At 67.8% G+C, this 18937-nt stretch carries 15 protein-coding genes; 1 reads left to right on the top strand and 14 read right to left on the bottom strand.

Translation table 11 applies throughout. From position 1 onward, the window contains the following. Positions 1-2 precede the first annotated feature (2 nt). From GIY56_RS10470 to GIY56_RS10450, 5 genes are read right to left on the bottom strand one after another with little or no spacing between them, the layout of a single operon-like run. Positions 3-1232, bottom strand: a complete 1230-nt coding sequence (locus GIY56_RS10470) for an ABC transporter substrate-binding protein (RefSeq protein WP_154764782.1) — start codon at positions 1230-1232, stop codon at positions 3-5. 37 nt (positions 1233-1269) lie between these two features. Further along, positions 1270-2343, bottom strand: coding sequence for a branched-chain amino acid ABC transporter permease (locus GIY56_RS10465; RefSeq protein WP_154764781.1), 1074 nt, complete (start codon positions 2341-2343; stop codon positions 1270-1272). A 4-nt stretch (positions 2344-2347) separates the two neighbouring features. Continuing rightward, complete coding sequence (locus GIY56_RS10460; RefSeq protein WP_154764780.1) at positions 2348-3226, bottom strand: branched-chain amino acid ABC transporter permease; 879 nt, start codon at positions 3224-3226, stop codon at positions 2348-2350. Continuing rightward, a complete protein-coding gene (locus tag GIY56_RS10455) occupies positions 3227-5176 on the bottom strand; it encodes an AMP-dependent synthetase/ligase (protein WP_154764779.1) in 1950 nt (649 codons plus the stop codon). Then, complete coding sequence (locus tag GIY56_RS10450) at positions 5166-5948, bottom strand: ABC transporter ATP-binding protein (protein ID WP_154764778.1); 783 nt, start codon at positions 5946-5948, stop codon at positions 5166-5168. Before GIY56_RS10450 ends, GIY56_RS10455 begins: the two co-directional genes overlap by 11 nt. 154 nt (positions 5949-6102) lie before the next feature. Here GIY56_RS10450 and GIY56_RS10445 point away from each other — a divergent pair, with 154 nt between their 5' ends. Then, on the top strand, positions 6103-7020 hold the full coding sequence (locus tag GIY56_RS10445) for a LysR family transcriptional regulator (protein WP_154764777.1): 918 nt from the start codon (positions 6103-6105) through the stop codon (positions 7018-7020). On the opposite strand, the gene GIY56_RS10440 is transcribed toward GIY56_RS10445, so the two are convergent. The 9 genes from GIY56_RS10440 to GIY56_RS10400 all read right to left on the bottom strand — a co-directional run bounded on the left by GIY56_RS10440 (position 7001) and on the right by GIY56_RS10400 (position 18880). After that, the gene (locus tag GIY56_RS10440; RefSeq protein WP_154764776.1) at positions 7001-8800 is read right to left on the bottom strand and encodes a peroxidase family protein; all 1800 of its coding nucleotides are present in this window, start codon (positions 8798-8800) and stop codon (positions 7001-7003) included. The two genes, GIY56_RS10445 and GIY56_RS10440, sit on opposite strands and share 20 nt — an antisense overlap. Before the next feature lie 243 nt (positions 8801-9043). Further along, the gene (locus tag GIY56_RS10435; RefSeq protein WP_154764775.1) at positions 9044-9823 is read right to left on the bottom strand and encodes an SDR family NAD(P)-dependent oxidoreductase; all 780 of its coding nucleotides are present in this window, start codon (positions 9821-9823) and stop codon (positions 9044-9046) included. Continuing rightward, on the bottom strand, positions 9820-10635 hold the full coding sequence (locus tag GIY56_RS10430) for a PCC domain-containing protein (RefSeq protein WP_196053603.1): 816 nt from the start codon (positions 10633-10635) through the stop codon (positions 9820-9822). The genes GIY56_RS10435 and GIY56_RS10430 overlap by 4 nt, the downstream gene beginning before the upstream one ends. Beyond that, entirely contained in the window at positions 10632-12209 is a 1578-nt protein-coding gene (locus GIY56_RS10425; RefSeq protein ID WP_154764774.1) for an acyl-CoA synthetase, read from the bottom strand. The genes GIY56_RS10430 and GIY56_RS10425 overlap by 4 nt, the downstream gene beginning before the upstream one ends. Further along, positions 12206-13375, bottom strand: coding sequence for an acetyl-CoA acetyltransferase (locus GIY56_RS10420; protein WP_154764773.1), 1170 nt, complete (start codon positions 13373-13375; stop codon positions 12206-12208). The genes GIY56_RS10425 and GIY56_RS10420 overlap by 4 nt, the downstream gene beginning before the upstream one ends. Next, positions 13372-14157, bottom strand: a complete 786-nt coding sequence (locus GIY56_RS10415) for an IclR family transcriptional regulator (RefSeq protein ID WP_154764772.1) — start codon at positions 14155-14157, stop codon at positions 13372-13374. Before GIY56_RS10415 ends, GIY56_RS10420 begins: the two co-directional genes overlap by 4 nt. Next, positions 14157-15173, bottom strand: coding sequence for a TRAP transporter substrate-binding protein (locus GIY56_RS10410; RefSeq protein WP_154764771.1), 1017 nt, complete (start codon positions 15171-15173; stop codon positions 14157-14159). The genes GIY56_RS10415 and GIY56_RS10410 overlap by 1 nt, the downstream gene beginning before the upstream one ends. 30 nt (positions 15174-15203) lie before the next feature. Continuing rightward, complete coding sequence (locus GIY56_RS10405) at positions 15204-17087, bottom strand: TRAP transporter large permease (RefSeq protein ID WP_154764770.1); 1884 nt, start codon at positions 17085-17087, stop codon at positions 15204-15206. 212 nt (positions 17088-17299) lie between these two features. After that, entirely contained in the window at positions 17300-18880 is a 1581-nt protein-coding gene (locus GIY56_RS10400) for a PAS-domain containing protein (protein WP_230312436.1), read from the bottom strand. Positions 18881-18937: the final 57 nt, after the last annotated feature.

Below are 18937 nucleotides of genomic sequence, written 5' to 3'. Positions count from 1 at the left end.
CGTCAATGCTCGGCCGCGTATTTGGCGGCCGATTCCTTGATCACCTGGCGGATCAGGTCGGGGTATGACGCCTTCCATTCGCTGACCGGCACCCATTTCTCGCCGTCCCATTCCGACACGCGGCCCGCGCCGCCGCCCTGGTGATCCTCGGCCGTGTAGGTGACGGGGGGCATCAGGCCCTCGGCATCATAGCCCGCGATCTTCTCGAACCCCGCCTTCAGCGTCTCGCCCGTCAGTGGCCCGCCGCTTTCCAGGCCAAGCCGCGCGGCCTCGACCGCGACGGCCATGGTCGCCACGCCCAGGTTGTAATAGCTGTTGCCGACATTGGCCTGATCGCCCGCGCCCTTGCCCGCGTCGATGACCTTTTCCTGGATGCGCTGGATGATCGGGTGGTCGGTGCCCGCCGCCGTCGCCTCGAACCGCTTCACGCCCTTCATCTGCGGGCCGACGTTGGCGGCGTCGGTTTCGGCCAGCCAGATCACCGAATGGATCTGTTCGGGGGCGATGCCGTTCTGGATCGCGGTGCGGACCGACACGGCCTGCCCGCCGCCCGCGCCCCAGATCAGGACGTAGTCGGGGCGGTAGCGCCGCACCTCGGACCAGGCGGCGGACTGTTCGTTGCCGGGCGAGGCATAGGGGAAGGCCTGGAACTCGAACTTTTCCTGTTCGGCCAGCGCGGTCAGGATCGGGCCGGGTTCGCGTCCGAAGGGGCTGTCGATATGGACGATGGCGATCTTTTTCCCTTCCAGCCCGCCGGTGGTCTTCATGTGTTCGATCAGGGCCGCGGCCTGCGCCCAATAGGTGGGCAGCATCGGGAAGACATAGGGAAAGACCGTCCCGTCGGATGCGTCGCCGCGCCCGTGGGCGGGGGTGATGACCACGTTCCTGTCGGCCTGGGCCTGGTCCAGGATGGCGGCGGAGACCGGCGTGGACAGGAAGTCGAACAGGATCGCGCCTTCCTCCTTGGCGCGGTTATAGGCCTCGATCCCGCGCTGCGGCTGGTTGCCGGTGTCGCGCACGATGGCCGTCACCGTGTTGCCATCGCCCAAGGCGCCTTCGGCGTTCGCCAGCGCCAGGTAATCCTGCTGGCCCTGGTTGTACTGCCCGGTCACGAAGGTGTAGACCGCCGTGAAGTCCTGAAGCAGCCCGAACTTGACGTCCTCGGCCGCCACGGGGGCGGACAGGCCAGCGACCAGGGCCGTGGTCAGCGCCAGCTTGCGCAGAAAGGTCATGTGTCTTCCTCCCATCATTTTCCCCCTCCCCAGGGGTTCAGCTTCTGGCGTGGCGGAACGGCCAGACCAGGAAATACTTGCGGATGTTGTCGTAGATCTTCGCCAGGCCCAGCGGTTCCAGCAGCAGGAAGCCGATGATCATCGCGCCGTAGATCATCAGGGGCAGGTGCGACAGGAAGTTCTGGCTGACCGGCACCCATCCCCCGGCGGCCAGGCCGGACACCAGGTTCGTCAGGAAGATCGGCGCCAGCAGCACGAAGCCCGCGCCCAGCCAAGCGCCGATCACCGATCCCAGGCCCCCCACCAGCACCATGGCGACAAGCTGGATCGACACGTTGAAGCCGAACTGTTCCGGCGTCACCGCGCGATAGAAGCAGAAGGCCAGGACCGCGCCCGTCACCCCGCCCATGAACGAGGACGTGAAGAAGGCCATCAGCTTGGTCTTGAAGGGATCCACCCCGATCACGGCGGCGGCGAAGTCCTTGTCGCGGATCGCCACCAAGGCGCGGCCAAAGGACGTGCGCTTGACGTTCATGAAGAACACCGTCAGCAGCACCGCCCAGGCCAGCGCCAGCCAGTAACGCGCGGCGAGGCTTTCGATTGGCAGGAACAGGAAGCTGACGGCGGGCGTGCGCAAGGTCGCGTGCGCCCCGCCGGAAATGGCGGGGATGTTCACCACGACCCAATCGACCAGATACTGCATCGCCAGCGTCGCCATGACCAGATAGAGGCCCTTGACCCGCAGCGCCGCGCCGCCGAAGACCGCGCCGATCACCGCCGCGATCAGGCCCGACAGCAGCAGCGCGATCTCGAACGGGATGCCCGCCCGGACCAGGTGGATGGACGCATAGGCCCCGATCGCCATCACCGCGGCAAAGCCGAAATGCAACTGCCCCGCCAGTCCCATCAGAAGCGTCAGCGACAAGGCGGCGGCCGACCAGATCACCCAGGGCAGGACATAGCTGCCCAGATACAGCGGCGAGACGTAAAGCGGCGCCAGCAACGCCAGCACCAGAAGCCCGATCACCAGCCAGCGGTCCGTGGGGATCTTCCACAGCCTGCGGTCGGCTTCGTAGCTGGTGTGGTATGTCCCCGAGAGGCGATAGAACATGGCGTCAGATCCTCTCGATGTCTTCGCGGCCAAAGATGCCGAAGGGGCGGACCATGATGGTCAGCAGGATGATGAGGGACGTGACCACGTCGCGCGTCGATCCGCCCGCAATGCTGTCCAGGTATCCGGGGATCACCGTGCCCAGCACCCCCACCAGGATGCCGCCCACGATCACGCCGGGCACGGAATCCACGCCCCCCAGGATCACCACGGCCACGGCGGGGAACAGCAGCGTGGACAGCGTCCAGTCCACCCCCTGCGACGATCCCCACAGCGCCCCTGCCACCACGGCGGCGATGCCCGCAAGGCCCCAGGAAATCCCGATGGCGCGTTCCACGGAAATGCCCACCGCCCAGCTGGACACATGATCGTCGGACACCGCGCGCAGCTTGGTCCCCAGCCTGGTGCGGAAGAACAGCAGCGAGGCGCCGACCAGAGCCAGCGCGACGATGCCGCCATAGAGCGAGGTGCGGTTGATGAACACGTCGCCGATGATGATGGGCGCGAAGCCGATGCCGAGGTCGATGGGCTTCGGCGTCGATCCCAGGATGCCGGGGACAAGCCCGCGCAGCAGGATCTCCAGGCCCAGCGTCAGCATCACCACCATGATGACCGGCTGGCCCACCATCCGGCGCAAGAGCAGGCGTTCGACCACCAGGCCGAAGCCGAACATGATCGCGGCGGCCAGGGGGATGGCGATCCAGACGTTCAGGCCCCAGGACATGACCATCCAGACGGCGTAGCCGGCGGTCATCACCAGCGCGCCCTGCGCCAGGTTCGGCACGCCCGCCGACTTGTAGATCAGCACGAAGCCCAGGGCCACCAGCGCATACATCAGCCCGGTCAGCGCGCCGCTGATGAACAGTTCGATGAAATACGCCATTCAACCGGCCCCCTTCACGTCGGACAGCCGCAAGACCCGGTCCAGCGACCCGGTCTGGCCGTTCTCATAGGTGATGCGCGCCTTGAAGTCGATCTGGCCGTCGCCCCGGTTCAGCGCCTCGATGATCGGGCCGTAACGGTCGTCGATCACGTTGCGCTTGAGCTTGCGGGTGCGCGTGACTTCCCCGTCGTCGGGGTCGAATTCCTTGTGCAGGTTCACGAAGCGGTCGATGGACAGCCCGTGCGGCAGATGGGCGTTCACGTCGGCGATCTGGCGCGCGATCAAGTCATAGACGGGGGTGGCTTGGGACAGTTCGGCGTAGGAGGTATAGGACACGCCATGTTCCTGCGCCCATTGGCCCACCGCCTGGAAGTCGATGCAGACGATCGCCACCAGCATGTCGCGGCCCTGGCCCACCACGGCGGCGTCCTTGATAAAGGAACTGAACTTCAGCCGGTTCTCGATATAGGTCGGGATGAATCGGGTGCCGTCGCGCTTTTCCACCACCTCGGACACGCGGCCCAGGACGACAAGCTGCCCGTCCGGCTCGATCTGGCCCGCGTCGCCCGTGTGCAACCAGCCGTCCCGCAACGCCTCGGCGCTGGCCTTGGGGTTTTGGAAATAGCCGTCGAAGATGTTGTCGCCGCGCAGCAGGATTTCGCCCCCTTCGTCGATCTTCATCTCGACGCCGGGGAAGGGGCGGCCGACCGTGGTGAGGGATATGTCGGCGGGGTTCTGGGCCACGGCCAAGGCGCAGTTTTCCGTCTGGCCATAGAACTGGCGCAGGTTCAACCCGATGGCGCGGAACCACAGGAACACGTCCTCGCCGATGGCCTCTCCGGCGGTGTAGGCGCGTTTGACTCGGCCCAGGCCAAGCTGGTCGCGGATCGGGCCATGGATCAGCCATTCGCCCAGGAACCGCGTCAGCCCGCCGCCCGCGGGCTTGCCGTCCAGCCGCGCCCGTTCCGCGGCCATGGCGCGCGGCATGAAGTAATCATACAGCCTGCGCTTCAACCCGGTGGTTTCCGCGATCCCCACCTGCACCCGCGTCAGCATGGCCGACCAGGCGCGGGGCGAGGCGAAATAGAGCGTGGGCGCGATTTCCCGCAGGTCGTGCAGGGCGGTCTCGTTCGCCTCGGGGATGTTGACGGTAAAGCGCAACTCGGTCGCGGCGCCGACCGAGAAGATGAAATCGCCCACCCAGGCCATCGGCAGATAGGCCATGTGGACCTCGCCCGGCCCGAAATACCCGGCGGCGGCGGCATTGCGGACGCCCGACAGGACATGGCCGTGCTTCAAGGGGATGCCCTTGGGCGCGCCGGTGGTGCCGGACGAATGCATCAGAACCACGATGTCATGCACGGTCGGGCGCGCGATCAGCGACTGCGCCAGCCCGGGTTCGGCGGCCAGACGCGCCGCGCCCTCGGCCCGGATCGCGTCGAACCCCGCCACGCCTTCGGGTTCCTGCCCCGCCAAGCCGCGCGGGTCGTCATAGATCACCAGGTCCAGATGCTGCCAGCGGCCCTTGGCCTCAAGCATCTTGTCCACCTGCTCCTGATCCTCGGCCACGGCGACGCGGATGTCCTCGCGCTCCATCTGGGCGGCCAGTTCCTCGGTCGGCGCGTCGGCATAGGCGGGGGACGGGATGGCCCGCAGGCAGGCCGCGCCCAGCATCGCGAAATACAGGTTCGGGCGGTTGTCGCCGATCACCATCACCACGTCGCCGGGCTTGACGCCCCGCGCCTCAAGGCCTGCCGCAAATTCCACCACGGCGCGCAGGTAATCGGCCCAGGTGTATTCCTGCCAGATGCCATGGTCGCGTTCGCGCATCGCCACCTGGTCCGGCACCTCGGCGGCGTTCTGCGCCAGACGCGCCAGGATGGTGTCGCCCGCCCGCCAGTTCGGATGCAGGGCCTGGGCGCGGCTCATGTCCACCGGGTCATGCTGCATAGCGGGGCTTTCCGATATAGGCCTCGACCACGCGGGGATCGGCAATGGCTTCGCGCGCGGGGCCCTGGGCGATTTCCTGGCCGTTGTTCAGGACCAGCACCCGGTCGCAGAGCGCGGTGACCACATCCATGTGATGCTCGATGATCAGCACCGTCAGGCCCAACGCCTCCTGCGCGTCCAGGATGAAGCGGACCATGTATTCCTTTTCCTCCTGGTTCATCCCCGCCATCGGCTCGTCCAGCACCAGCAGCTTGGGTTCGGCGCAGAGCGCGCGGGCCAGCTCGACCCGCTTTTGCAGCCCCAGGGGGATCACGTCGACATGCTCGTCGCGCGCGGGCGCCAGTTGCAGAAGGTCGATCACCTCCTCGACATGGCGGCGGTGCGCGACTTCTTCCTTTCGCGCCCACCAGGGATAGAAGAAGGACGCCAGCGGATTGGGCTTCATGAAGATGTGCCGGCCCATCAGGATGTTGTCCAGGACCGACATCCCGTGGAACAGCGCGACGTTCTGGAAGGTGCGCGCCACGCCCATGGCGGCGATGCGGAACGGCTTCAGCCCGTTGATCTGCCGCCCGTCCAGCGTGATGCGGCCGATCTGCGGGGGATAGAAGCCGGTGATGGCGTTGACCAGCGTGGTCTTGCCCGAGCCGTTGGGACCGACCAGGCCGAAGATTTCGCCCCGCCGCACGGCCATGGACACGTTCTTCAGCGCGACCACCCCGCCGAAGCGGCGAGTGATGTCGTCGCAGACAAGGGTGTGATCGCCACTCATGCAGGCAGGCGTCCGTTCGGTCCGCGCATGACCTGTCCTCCCAAACAGTCGTGCTGGCCGGTTCCTCCTCCGGCCTTGGATCAGGAAAGGCTAGCATCAGATCGGTTTTTCGGTAAACCGAAAAGAATGGCAAAACCCTTTCGGGATTTTGGAAATGCACCCGAACCTGGTCGATCACCTGCGCGCCTTCTGCGCCATCGCCGACACGGGCAGCCTGACGGCGGCGGCCAAGGACCTGCGGCGGCCCATCTCATCCGTCAGCTATTCCCTGGCGCAACTGGAGCAACAATGCGGCTTCCCCCTGCTGGGCCGCGGCGCCAACCGGGCCGAACTGACCGAACGCGGACGCGTCCTGCTGGCCGAGGCGCGCAGCGTCGTGGACCGCGCCCGGAGTTTCGCGACCCACGCCGAATCGCTGCAAAAGGGCGAGGAAACGCGTGTGCGCGTGCTGGTGGACGTGCTGTTCCCGCGCGCCGACCTGAACGCCGCGCTGCGGGCCTTTGCGGGCGATCACCCGCACGCGCGGTTCCAGTTCTTCAACTCGTCGCTGGCGACCTTGTGGGACGACCTGCGAAACGGGAACTTCGACTTCGCCCTGACGCTGGCCGCCGCGATCCCGTCCGACATTTCCGCCCGCCACCTGGGATCCGAAACCCTGGGTCCGGTCTGCGCCGCGGGCCACCGGCTGGCCCGCCTGCCGCAGCCCCTGGCGATGCGGGTCTTCGACCGGGAACGGCAGATCTATTACGTCGGATCGCCGCAGATCGACATGGAGCGGGTGGGGCGGCTCTTTTCCACCGATGTCTGGACCGTGAACGACGTGGAATCCATCAAGTCGATGGTCGCGGCGGGGCTTGGCTGGTGCTTTTCCGCCAGCCGCACCTTCGAGGCCGAGATCGCGCGGGGCGAGATCGTGCCGCTTGTCTGCGAGGACATGCAGTTCCACCCGGTCCGCACGGTCGTGGTGGCCTGGCCCGCGCATCGCCGCCCCGGTCCCCTGGGGCGGCGGATGGTGCAGGCCCTGGCCGACCGGTTCGGCCAGGAGGAAGCGGTCAGGCCAGAAGCCCGGTAAAGCGCAGCATCGCCTTGAGGCTGTCGATGGGCCGCGAGGGCTGGAACAGATGCGGCGACCAGCGGTGCCCGGCGATCCGGGCGTTCCAATAGGAACCGGCGTCGTTGATCACCAGCCCCGCCAGGGTGTTGGCGACCAGATGGCTGCCAAGCGCGCCCAGGTGGTTGCCGCCGACCAATTCGGCTTCCCGCAGCACATAGAACCACAAGGGCGTGGCCGCATCCAGGCCGGGGGCTGTCAGGAAATCGCGCCCTTCGGCCACCTGCTCGGGCGTCAGCACCGGGATGGGGCGGTAAAGGCCGGTGGCGTTGATCGCCTCGATCACCCCCTGGGCGGACGGGATGTTCAGCCGGTATCCGCGCCGCAGGTTGCGCCCGGCCAGGCGCTTCATCACCGCGGGGTTGGCGGGCTGGTTGATCATGTCGTCCAGCGGCGGGGCCAGATGCGTGTCGATCTTGCGCGACGACCGCAGGGGCGTTTCCGCATGAACGAAGCGGTCCCATTCGATCACCCAGTTGCCGGGCAGCGAGGTCTTGGGATCCGCCGTCAGGGGCGAGGGCATCTTGCCGCTGCCGGTGAACTGGAACAGCTGCACGAAGCTGGCAAAGGGCGCCAGTTGGCCAGACCCCGCCACCGCCCTGCCGAAGAAGCGGTTGTGGTCATAGCCGCCGCGCACCATGGAATGCCCGAAGCGGAAGCCCGCGACCGAGAATTCCAGCGGCATCGGCATCCTGGCCGGATCGGCGGGCGGATGGTCGGCCAGGAATTCGGCATAAAGGGGCGCGCCGGTCGCCAAGACCTCGTCCACGACATCGTTCGCGCAGATCGCGGGCAAGAAGGCGTTCAGGACCAGCCATTGGTAATGAAAGCGGGTCAGCCGGCGGGCTTCCTCGAAGTCGTTGCCCAGGTCGACAAGGCGGTTGTGCAGGCGCAGGAAGGCCACGTGAAGCTGCGCCACCAGCAGGTTTTCGTCGTTGCGCCCGTCGCCGATGATCGCGCGCGTGCGGATCGGGCCGTCGGCATCCACGAAATTGGCGCGCAGGTCCGGGGGCAGGGCGTTCAGCTCGGCCTCGGTGATGTCGCCCCGGTCCATCAGGAAGCCAAGCCGCAAAAGGTCGGCTGCGGGATCGGCGGGCAGGGGCGGGCGGCCGTCGCCGGAATCGGCGGTCAGGCCAAGGCGCATCTTGTCGGTGAAGGTCGGATGCCGCATCAGCCCCGCGAGCTTGGTGGCAAAGGCCCCCTGGCCGGGCGAATCGCCGTAAAGGCTGTCCAACGCCAGCGTCCCTTCGCGCAGGTTGTCCAGCCCGTTCTCGACCTGCACGCGGTCCATGGGAGCGATGTCGCCCGCGATTTCCGACAGTCCTGCGACCTCCCGGTCGGTGTTGGCGGTGATGTCGTGGTCGATGAACTGGCCGAAATAGGTGACGATGGGCGCGACCGACCCGTCGCCGGGACCCGCAACCTCGGTCGCCATGCTGTCGGCCAGCTGGTCCAGCGCGGCCAGCGTGGCGGGGCCTTCGGGCAGGCCGGGTGCGTCGCGGAACAGATAGCGGAAGGTCCCCGGCGCGGTGGCCATGGCCTGTCGCGTCCTCGCATCGGGTCCGGGGGCGGGCGCGCCGTCCACCACGGCGGACAGGGGCTTGGCGTCCAGGCGGTCCAGTCGGGCGGGATTTTCCAGAACCGCCAGGGCGCGTGCCGGGGCGGCGTCCGCGGCGGGCTGCGGGACGGCGGTGTCTTGGACGATCCGCGTTCCGTGGCTGAGCGAAAACAGCATGTTCATCTCCAGGCAATCGTGATCACACCGGCGCAGGGACCCTGCGCCGAACTTGATAATCCGCGGCGATGCTGCGGGTGGGATAATCCGGCGCCGTCTTGTTTCAGCGCCGATAATCTGCCCTTTGAATGAATAACATTAAATCTTAATTAAAACCACAGTTAAATAATGCGGCATATTATGGATTTATTTTCCCAATAAGCCGCATTAAATAACAGGTAATCCGGCCCGTTTGATCACGTGCCGGATTCAGGCCGTGCGTTCGGTTCCGTCCTCGCGCCGCAGGGCGGGCAGGCCGACGCCCGTCGCGTCGAATCCGCCATCCACGGCCAGGGTCTGCCCGCTGATGAAGCTGGCCTTGTCGGAACACAGGAACACGATGGCCTCGGCGATCTCGCGCGCCTCGCCATAGCGGTTGAGCGGGATCGCGTCGTAATAGGCGCTGATGATTTCGGGCGCGTGGACGGCCATGGCGAGCTTGGTCTTGACCGGGCCGGGGGCCACGCAGTTGACGCGGATGCCCTGTTCGCCCAGTTCGGCGGCGAATTGCTTGGTCAGGTGGATCACCGCGGCCTTGGACGTGCCATAGGCCACCCGCAGCGTCGATGCCCTGAGGCCGGAAATCGAAGCGATGTTGACGATGGCGCCCCGCGTCTTCGCCAGTTCCGGGATCGCCGCCTGGGTGCACAGGAACACGCCGTCCAGGTTCGTGGCCATCACCTCTCGCCATTGCTCGAAATTGGTCTGGCCCGCGCGGGAAAACAGCGCCACGCCCGCGTTGTTGACCAGCGCATCGACGCGGCCCCACTGGCGGACGACCTGCCGGATCACGCCATCGACGGCCTGGGGGTCGGAAATGTCGGCCTCGACGGGCAGGACGTTCGCGATGGGGTCGCAGGCGCGGTGCAGTTCTTCGGTGTCGCGGTCCACGGCGGCGACGCGCCAGCCTTGTTCCAGGAAGATTTCCGTGGCGGCCAGGCCGATGCCCCGCGCGCCCCCCGTCACGATGGCAACCTTCGCGTCCGTCATGGGTCCGTCCTTTCGATGATGAGTTCCAGCGTCACGCCGACCGGGTTCGCCCCGCGTTCCAGCCTGCCGCGCATGATGGTGCCGTTGATGTCCACGGCCTCGATCGGGACCGTGGCGCGGCCTGCCGTCAGGGTCGCCCCGTCCAGCCGCAGTTCCGTGGCGTGGCAGTCCATGCGGTGGCCGTCGGTGAAGCGGATGTGGTCGATGCTGCCCACGCCGTGCAGGCGGGCGTCGGCGATGCCGTGGCGGGCGCATAGGGTTTCGATGGCCGTGACCGCATCCTCGCCGGGCAGGATCCGGACCAGCAGGCCGGGGCCGCTGCCGGTGCCTTGCGGGGTGAACAGGGTGAAGGCGGTTTCCGGGTCGGGCAGGGCCTCGAACCAGGCATCCGGCGCGCCGATGCCGGTGACGGGGGTGTCCGCCGCCAAAACGCTGTCCAGCGGCAGCAGATGGCCCATGCTGTCGCCCCAAGTGCCGTGGCAATGCAGGAACGGCGCGCCGTCCTTCCAGCCGACCGTGGCCGTCGCGCGGCGGATCGTCACCGGCCCATCCGGGGCGTGGATGTCCGAATACCAGGCCGCATGGATGCCGTCGGTCGAGGGCGCGGGCAGCACGAAGCGGATGGGATCGCAGACAACATTGTCCAGCCAGACCACGCCGCCCTTGCAGCCCGCATCCGCGAACAGCCGCGCCACCGCCGTCATCACCGTCCGCCCCGCAGGCAGCACGCCCGCGACGGGCCGCAGGGACGCGCGCACCGCCGCCGCGCGCACCGCCGCGCGCGGGCCGGGATGAATCATGCGGCGGTTCATGCGATCATGCCGCGGGCTTCCAGTTCGGCGCGGATCATCTTCTTGGTGATCTTGCCATAGGCCGATTTCGGAAGCGCGTCCCAGAACAGGAACCGCTTGGGCATCTTGTAGCGCGACAACTTGCCGTCCAGGAAGGCGGCCAGGTCTTCCTCGGCCACCGGGGCGTTCGCCACGCAGACCGCCCAGCCGATTTCCCCCCACAAGGGGTCGGGGACGCCCAGCACCGCGACCTCGGATATGGCGGGGTGGGTGAGGATCTTTTCCTCGATTTCCCGCGGATAGACGTTCGACCCGCCCGAAATGAACATGTCCGACTGCCGCCCGGTGATGTAGACGAAGCCCTGATCGTCCATGTGGCCCAGGTCGCCCGTGCGGAACCAGCCGTCGCGGAAGGATTTGGCGTTCGCCTCGGGGTTCCGGTAATAGCCCGCGAAGACGGCCGGGCCGATGCAGCAGATTTCCCCCGTCTCGCCCGGCGCGACTTCGCGGCCCTGATCGTCCTGGATCTGGATCTCGATCCCCGTGCGGGCATGGCCGCAGGTGCCGATGCGGGCCTGGGGGCTGTCCTCGGTCTGGTGCAGATGGGCGGGCAGGACGGTGATGTTGCCCGTGACCTCGCCCAGCCCGAAATACTGGACCAGCACCGGACCCAGCGTTTGCAAGGCCTTCTGCTGATCTACCCGGTACATCGGCGCGCCGGCATAGATGACGTATCGCAGCGAGGACGTGTCGGCCCGCGCGGTCGAGGGATGTTCGACCAGCAGCTTCAGGATCGTGGGCACCGTGAACATGGTCGAGACGCGCCAGTCCCGCACCAAATCCCAGACCTGCGCCACGTCGAACCGTTCGGTCGGCAGCAGGATCGTCTTCACCCCCCGCGCCACCTGGGTCAGCTGATGCACGCCTGCGCCATGCGAGAGCGGCGCGACCACCAAGGACGCGTCGTCCCCCGTCAGTCCCGGCATCAGGTCGGCCAGGTGGTTCGTCACCACGAAGGCCATCTGCCCGTGGGTCAGGACGCTGGCCTTGGGGCGCCCGGTGGTGCCCGAGGTGAAGAAGAACCAGCAGGGATCGTCACGGTCAACCGCGGCCACCTGCGGGCGCTGGCCCATGTTTTCGGCTGTGATCACATCGACCGAAGGCCCGAACTCTGCCGTTCCAAAAGCCAGCGTCGTCACGCCGCAGGCCGCCGCGTGGTCGGGGAACCCGGCGTTGCAAAACATCAGCGAGGCGCCGGACGCCTGGGTCAGATACGCGACCTCCTCGGGCGTCTGGCGGAAGTTGGCGGGCACCCAGACCCCGCCCGCGCGCCAGACGGCGAACATCGCCTGCATCATCTCGGTGCAGTTCTGCGACTGGCACATCACCCTGTCGCCCTTTTGCAACCTAAAGCGCGTTTGCAGCGCATGGGCCAGGGCGTCGGCGCGGGCGTTCCACTGGCCCCAGGTCCAGCGGACATCGCCCATGACCAGGGCGATGCCGTCCGGGTCGCGCCGGGCGGACTGCGCCAGGAATGTCGCCAGGTTCATCACGCGGGTGGACACCGGGGTCAGTCCGCCGACAGGATCGGTCATTTCTCGCGTTCCAGGATCGAGCAGTAGTTGGCGACCGCCGTGCCGCCCATGTTGAAGACGCCCGCCAGGGTGGCCCCCGGCACCTGCATCGCGCCCGCGTCCCCGGTCAGCTGCATCGCGGCCATGACGTGCTGGCTGACGCCGGTCGCACCGATGGGATGGCCGCGCGACTTCAACCCGCCCGAGGGGTTCACGGGCAGCTTGCCGTCCATGCGCGTGGTGCCCTCGCGGATCACGCGCCAGCCTTGGCCGCGCGGGGCAAGGCCCATGGCCTCGTATTCGATCATCTCGGCGGTGGTGAAGCAGTCGTGGGTTTCGACCAGCGACAGGTCGGTGATCGCCAGCCCCGCCTGGTCCAGCGCCTGCCGCCAGACCCGGTGCGCGCCCGCGAATTCGGTCGGGTCGCGGCGCGACAGGGCCAGCATGTCGCCCGCCTGGGCGCGCGCGCGGAAGCGGATGGCGCGGTTGAGCGTCTCGGCCACCTCGGGCGCGGCCAGCACGATGGCGGCGGCGCCGTCCGACACCAGCGAACAATCGGTGCGCCGCAGCGGCCCCGCCACCAGCGGGTTCTTGTCGGACGGCGTGTTGCAGAAGGCCAGATCGAAGGCCTTCTGCATGTGGGCATAAGGGTTGCGCGTGCCGTTGTCGTGGTTCTTGGCGGCGATCATCGCCAGCTCCTCGGACCGGTCGCCGTTGCGCTGGAAATAGCTGTCGGTGATGCGGCCGAAGACGCCTGCGAAGCCGCCGGGGGTGTCGCCTTCCTCGGCCACGAAGCTTGCCGACAGCAGGACGCCGCCCACGTCGCCGATGGGAATGGCCGTCATCTTCTCGGCCCCGATCACCAGGGCCACCTTGCCGCGCCCGGATGCGATGAAGTCAGCCGCCGCGTAAAGCGCCGCCGATCCGGTGGCGCAGGCGTTTTCCGTGCGCATGAAGGGCACGCCCGCCAGTTCCGGGCTGCCCATGGCGACCAGCGCGCCCTGGAAATCCTGGCGCTGGAAGCCGTTGTTGTAAACGCCCGTGAAGATGCCATCCACGGCATCGGGGGTCAGGCCCGCGTGCTCCAGCGCGGGCAGGGCCACCTCGGCCATCAAGGCGAGGGTGTCGGGCGCCTCGGAACGCCCGAACTTCGTATGCGCCCAGCCGACGATCAGGGGATCGGTCATTCGCTTTTCCTTTCAAGATCGGCAAGGCGGGCGGCGATCGCCTGCGCCTCGCGGTGCAGCGCGGCGGCGAGATCCGCTTGCCGCGCGGGGGTCATGCGGTTCTCGATGGCGGCGATGGACAACGCGCCCGCAGGCCGCCCGTCGGGCCAGAGTATCGCAACCCCAAGGCCCCAGGAACCCGCCACGACGCGGCCGGGGTTCAGGGCATGGCCATGCGTTCGGGCATAAGCCAGGTCCTCCAGCAGGCCGGGCATCAGATCGCCCACCAGCGGCACCACGCGGGCCAGCAGCGCCGCCGCTTCAGCCTCGGGCAGCGCGGCCAGGATCGCCAGCGCCCCCGCGCCGACGCCTGCGGGCTTGCGGTCGCCGCGCATCAGGGCATGGGTGCGGACGGGGAAATCGCCCTCGATCCGTTCCAGGCACAGGGTATGGTCGTCCTGCGGCACGGTCAGCAGCACCGTGTCGCCGGTCTGTTCGGCCAGCCGGACCATGGCATCGCGCGCGTGGTGTGCGATGCCGTGGCGTTCGGTAGCGAAGCCCGCCAGCAGATAGGTTTCCGGCCCTAGGTGGTATCGCCGCGTCACCCGGTCCTGTTCGACCATCCGCGCCGCCCCCAGGGCCAGCAGCAGCCGCCGCGCCGTGGGCCGGGCAAGGCCCGAGGCTTGCGCCAACTGCGCCAGCCCCAGGCCCTGCGCGCCGCCCCGCCCCACCAGCGACAACAGCGACAGCGCGCGCGCCACCGCCTGCGTGCCGCCGGTATCCAGGGGGGCGGCGTCGCGCATCAGGCAAGCTGCCTGCCGATGGCGGCTTCCAGGATGGCCCAGGCCTCGTCGCCATAGGTCTTCTTCCATTCGGCATAGAAACCCGCCTCGCGCAGCTTGTCCTCGAACGCCTTGGGATCGGCGTCGTTGAAGACGAAGCCGTTGGCCTCCAGCTCGCCGCGCAGGGTGGCGTTCATCTGGGCGATGTCGGCGCGCTGCTTGAGGGCGGCGGCGTTGAAGCTGTCGGCCACGGCCTGCTGCACGTCCTCGGGCAGGGCGTTCCAGGCCCGGCGGTTGCCCAGCATCCAGAACCCGTCCCACATGTGGTTGGTCATGGAACAGTACTTCTGCACTTCCCACAGCTTGGCGGTCTTCATGATCGCCAGCGGGTTTTCCTGCCCATCGACGATGCCGGTTTGCAGGGCGGTATAGACCTCGGCGAAGTTGATCGACGCAGGGGCGGACCCGAAGGCCGTGAACAAGGATGTCCAGAGCGGGCTGACCGGCACGCGGATCTTGAAGCCCTCCAGGTCGGCGGGCGTGGCGATGGGCTTGGTCGAGGACGTGATCTGGCGGAAGCCGTTGTCCCAGATCCTCTCCATCACCACCAGGCCCGCGCCTTCGATCTGGCCGCGTTCATAGGCGCCCAGTTCGCCGTCCATGGCCTTCCAGACGGTGTCGTAGTCGGGGAAGGCGAAGCCCACGCCGTTGATGGATGCGTTCGGGACCAGCGTGGACAGGATGATCGGCGACAGCTGGAAGAATTCGACCCCGCCCGCGCGCAGCTGGCCCAGCACGTCGGTGTCCGCGCCCAGCTGGTTCGACGGGAAGATCTGCAGGTCGAACCGGCCGCCGGTGGCCTCCAGGATGGCGGTCTGCGCCTCGGCCAGGCGGACGTTGCTGGGGTGGTCCAGCGGCTGGTTGTTCGCCACCTTGTAGCTGAACTCGGCGGCCATCGCGGGGCGCACCCGGATGAAGGGCGCGGCAAGCGCGCAGGCAGAGGCGCCCAGCAGGATGGCGCGGCGGTTGATGGTCATGGAATTCCTCCTCCCAAGGATAAGACGTGTTTACAGCAAGGCGGTCGAGAACCAGGGCACGGCGGCGATGAACAGCAGGCCCACCATCAGCGCGGCCAGATAGGGCCAGATCCTCGCCATGACCTGTTCGGCGGGCACGCCCGCGATCTTGCAGGCGATGTAGAAGCCGATGCCGATGGGGGGCGCCATCAACCCGATGTTCATCGCGGTGACGATCACCATGGCGTAATGGATGTCGTGGATCCCCAGGCCGCGCGCGATGGGGAACATGATCGGCGCCAGCAGCACGATGGCGGGCAGCCCTTCCAGCACGCAGCCCAGCACCAGGAAGATCGCGATCGAGGCCAGCATGAACACCAGCCAGCCGCCCGGCAGGCCGGTGACAAGCACCATCAGGTCGCGCGCGAAGCCCGATTGCGTCAGCGCCCAGGCCATGGACGACGCGGCCCCCAGGATCAGCAGGATCGCCCCCGACATGGCGGCGGTTTCCACCAGCATCCCACCCACGCGCTTCAAGGGGATGCCGCCGTAAAGGACCGCGCCGATGATGGAGGCGTAAAGGGTGGCGATGGTGGACACTTCCGTCGCGGTGGCGACGCCACCGCCGACCAGGCTGCGGATCATGAAGGGCAGCACCAAGGCGGGCGCGGCGATCAGGGCGGTCTTGCCGATCACCGACAGGGACGCGCGGCGCACGCCCTCCATCCGCTCGCCCCGCGCCTTCCAGCGGGCGAGGATCGCCAGCACCACCAGCAGCACCATGGCGATGGCGAAGCCGCTGGTGAACAGCCCCGCGATGGACACGCCCGCGACCGATCCCAGCACGATCAGCACGATGGAGGGCGGCACGGTGTCGGCCATGGCCGCGCCCGTCGCCAGCAGCGCGGTCATTTCCGGCGCGGAATGGCCCCGGCGGCGCATCTCGGGGAACAGCGCGGGGGCGACGGTCGCCATGTCCGACACCTTGGACCCCGAGATGCCGGACACCAGGAACATGGATCCCAGCAGCACATAGCTCATCCCCGCCTTGACGTGCCCGAACAGGGACGCCAGGAAACCCACGATGGCGCGGCCCATGCCGGTCGCGTCCAGGATGCAGCCCAGCAGCACGAAGACCGGCACCGACAGCAGGATCAGGGACGACATCCCCTCGTCGATCCGCCCCATCATCACGAAGACCGGGGCATGGGTGGCGAAGGTCAGGTATCCCAGCGTGGCAAGGGCGAAGCAGAAGGCGATGGGAACGCCGATCACCAGCAGCCCGCCCGCGAACAGGCCCAGGCCCAGGAACAGGGGCAGGTTCCAGTTGCCGAAGGCGAGGACGGCGGGCTTGGCGAACCACAAGGCGGCGGCGGCAATCCCGGCCACGGCCAGCGTGCCAAGGATCGCCCCCCATTCGCGGGTGCGCACGACCGACAGGATCATCAGCAGCGCCATCAGCCCGATCCCCGCAGGCAGGGCGGACGCGCGCCAGGACATCGGCAGCCCGAGCGCGGGCGAGGTGATGAAGGATTCCTCGTAGGCGTATTCGATGGCGACGGGCAGCAGACGCAGCAGCAGCACGCAGACCAGGACGCTGCCCGCGACTTCCACTGCGCGGGCCAGACGGTCGGGCAGCAGCGGCAGGAAGACCGTCAGCTTCATGTGCTCGTGCCGGTCAACGGCCAGGGCCGCGCCCAGCATCGCCATCCAGATGAAGGAGATCGAGGCGACCTCGTCCCCCCAGATCAGGGGCTTGGCCAGGACGTAGCGGAAAAAGACGTTCGCCAGCACGGTGACGATCATCGCCACCAGCAGGCTCGCCGCCGCGACCTCGACCGGGCGCATCCAGCGTTCGGCGCGCTTCGGTTCGGCCAGCGCCTCGATTCCGCCCAATGCCAATTCGGCACCGGCATGTGCATCCGTCTGGTGCATCCTGTCCCCCGTCAGGCAGCAGCGGCCTCCTCTTGCCGCTTTCCCCGTCCACATGGTGGATTTGGAAACTGCCCCCTCCGCCATAAGGGATAGAAGGGAAAATGCCGGATTGGCAACTGGAAACTGCAGGATCGCGCGATCAGGCCGGGAATTACGGTCAACCTGCGTTCCACATCATAGAACGCAGACAAGCCGAGAGGCAGGCTTCGCGTCTAGACCGCCGTTCCCGCCGCCAGAAGGCGCTGCTCGGCAGGCAGGGGCTGTGTCGCGGGGTCGGGCAGGCGAAAGCGGACCATCTGCCGCCCGGCGGGAAGCCGGGTCACCGACCAGCCCAGCAACTGCCCCCCCGGACCCTTGACCAGCCCGCTGTCGCGCAGGGTTTCCCCGGATCCGGCCAGCCGGGCCTGAAGCGCCTCGAGTCCCGGACCGGCCTCGGCCCCGGCCTGCCAGCAGGCCAGCGCGTCCCTCAGGCTGTCGGGAACGTCAGCCCACAGGTCGCGGTAAACCTGGTTCGTCAACGCCACCTGCCCCTCGGCGGAAAAGACCGCCACCGCCTCGCCGATATTGTCTAGGATGTTGTGGCCGAGCGACATCTCGGCCCGGAACTTGCGGGTCAGGCTCATTTCCGAGGTGATGTCCTCGAACAGGAAGGCCACGGCGCCGTCGGGATGGGGGCGGCCCGTCACGCGATAGGTCTGGCCGCCGGGCAGGGACCATTCCTCGACATGGTGGCCGGTGGCGGCGGCGCTTTCCAGGTTGCTCATCTGCTGGCGCCAGCTGCGGAAGTCCTTGGGTTCGGGGACCATCCGCAGTTCCCGCAGCTTGTCCAGCAGGTCGAACAGCGTGGGCCGCGCGGTCAGGAAACCGGTGGGCAGGTTGGTCAGGTCGATCAGCGCGGGGTTGAACAGCTGCAACTGCCGCTGGCGGTCGAAGATGGCAAGGCCGATGGGCAGGTCGGCAAAGGTCTTGGTCAGGGTCTGCACGAATTCGCGCAAGGACCGTTCGGCGCTGACGGCCGCGTCGGCGGGCAGGGCGAACATCATCACCTGGTCCCCCGCCTGGTGGCTGTGGCAATCGTACCAGGACACCGCGCCGTTCTGGTTCAAGGACGCCCGGCGCGTCCGGGTGCCTGCGCCGGGCACGGGGCGGGGCGAATCCAGCAGGCGTGGCAGGGGCCAGCCGATGGGTTCGTCCCCCTGCGCCTCGGCGCGGCGCAGATAGGCGGCATTGGCCCAGGTCACGCGTTCCTCGGCATCCTGGCGCCAGACCAGCATCGGCGTCTGGTCCAGCGAGCGGCGCAGCAGGTCCAGTTCCTCCTCCATCGCCTGCTGGGACATGGAATCGACGATGATGCCCGCATATTCCGCCTGCGGGTCGGTGATGGTGATGCGCAGAAGGCCCGCGTCGATCTGTTCGGCCACCAGCCGCAGCGCCGCGCTGCCCGATCCCGCCTGGCCCAGGAATTCGACCCGTCCGGCGCGGTCGATGCGGCCCAGGGCCTCGATCGCGTCGGGAAAGCGCGGGCCGATCCATTGCAGAAGGCGCGTCCAGTCTCCTTCGGGCGCGGAAAAGCGGTCCAGAAGCGCGCGGGCGGGCGGCGTCGCATCGACCAGCACCTGATTGCGGAACAGCATCACCATGGGCTTGAGGCTGCTTTCCAGCCCCTGCGGCAGGCGCGGCCGGTCGCGGCCCGGACCCCGGTCCCACCACCGGACCAGCACGATCGCCAGCAGGACCGAGGCGGCCCCCGTCAGGACCACCATCAGGATCAGCGCGGCGCCATGCAGGGACATCCCTTGCTCCTTCACGTTTGGCGCAACCATAGGAGGGGCGGGATTAAGGAACAGTTA

The sequence above is a fragment of the Paracoccus lichenicola genome, from assembly GCF_009708075.1.
In the GTDB taxonomy this organism is placed as follows: Bacteria; Pseudomonadota; Alphaproteobacteria; order Rhodobacterales; family Rhodobacteraceae; genus Paracoccus; species Paracoccus lichenicola.
Note: the sequence above shows the minus strand (reverse complement) of the source record. Positions and strands in the feature narration are given on the sequence as shown.

Coding starts and splice junctions, on each gene's coding strand:
- GIY56_RS10465 (WP_154764781.1), bottom strand. CDS start 2,343: ATGTTCTATCGCCTCTCGGGGACATACCACACCAGCTACGAAGCCGAC.
- GIY56_RS10405 (WP_154764770.1), bottom strand. CDS start 17,087: ATGCACCAGACGGATGCACATGCCGGTGCCGAATTGGCATTGGGCGGA.
- GIY56_RS10455 (WP_154764779.1), bottom strand. CDS start 5,176: ATGCAGCATGACCCGGTGGACATGAGCCGCGCCCAGGCCCTGCATCCG.
- GIY56_RS10435 (WP_154764775.1), bottom strand. CDS start 9,823: ATGACGGACGCGAAGGTTGCCATCGTGACGGGGGGCGCGCGGGGCATC.
- GIY56_RS10415 (WP_154764772.1), bottom strand. CDS start 14,157: ATGCGCGACGCCGCCCCCCTGGATACCGGCGGCACGCAGGCGGTGGCG.
- GIY56_RS10430 (WP_196053603.1), bottom strand. CDS start 10,635: ATGAACCGCCGCATGATTCATCCCGGCCCGCGCGCGGCGGTGCGCGCG.
- GIY56_RS10440 (WP_154764776.1), bottom strand. CDS start 8,800: ATGAACATGCTGTTTTCGCTCAGCCACGGAACGCGGATCGTCCAAGAC.
- GIY56_RS10460 (WP_154764780.1), bottom strand. CDS start 3,226: ATGGCGTATTTCATCGAACTGTTCATCAGCGGCGCGCTGACCGGGCTG.
- GIY56_RS10445 (WP_154764777.1), top strand. CDS start 6,103: ATGCACCCGAACCTGGTCGATCACCTGCGCGCCTTCTGCGCCATCGCC.
- GIY56_RS10425 (WP_154764774.1), bottom strand. CDS start 12,209: ATGACCGATCCTGTCGGCGGACTGACCCCGGTGTCCACCCGCGTGATG.
- GIY56_RS10400 (WP_230312436.1), bottom strand. CDS start 18,880: ATGTCCCTGCATGGCGCCGCGCTGATCCTGATGGTGGTCCTGACGGGG.
- GIY56_RS10410 (WP_154764771.1), bottom strand. CDS start 15,173: ATGACCATCAACCGCCGCGCCATCCTGCTGGGCGCCTCTGCCTGCGCG.
- GIY56_RS10450 (WP_154764778.1), bottom strand. CDS start 5,948: ATGAGTGGCGATCACACCCTTGTCTGCGACGACATCACTCGCCGCTTC.
- GIY56_RS10470 (WP_154764782.1), bottom strand. CDS start 1,232: ATGACCTTTCTGCGCAAGCTGGCGCTGACCACGGCCCTGGTCGCTGGC.
- GIY56_RS10420 (WP_154764773.1), bottom strand. CDS start 13,375: ATGACCGATCCCCTGATCGTCGGCTGGGCGCATACGAAGTTCGGGCGT.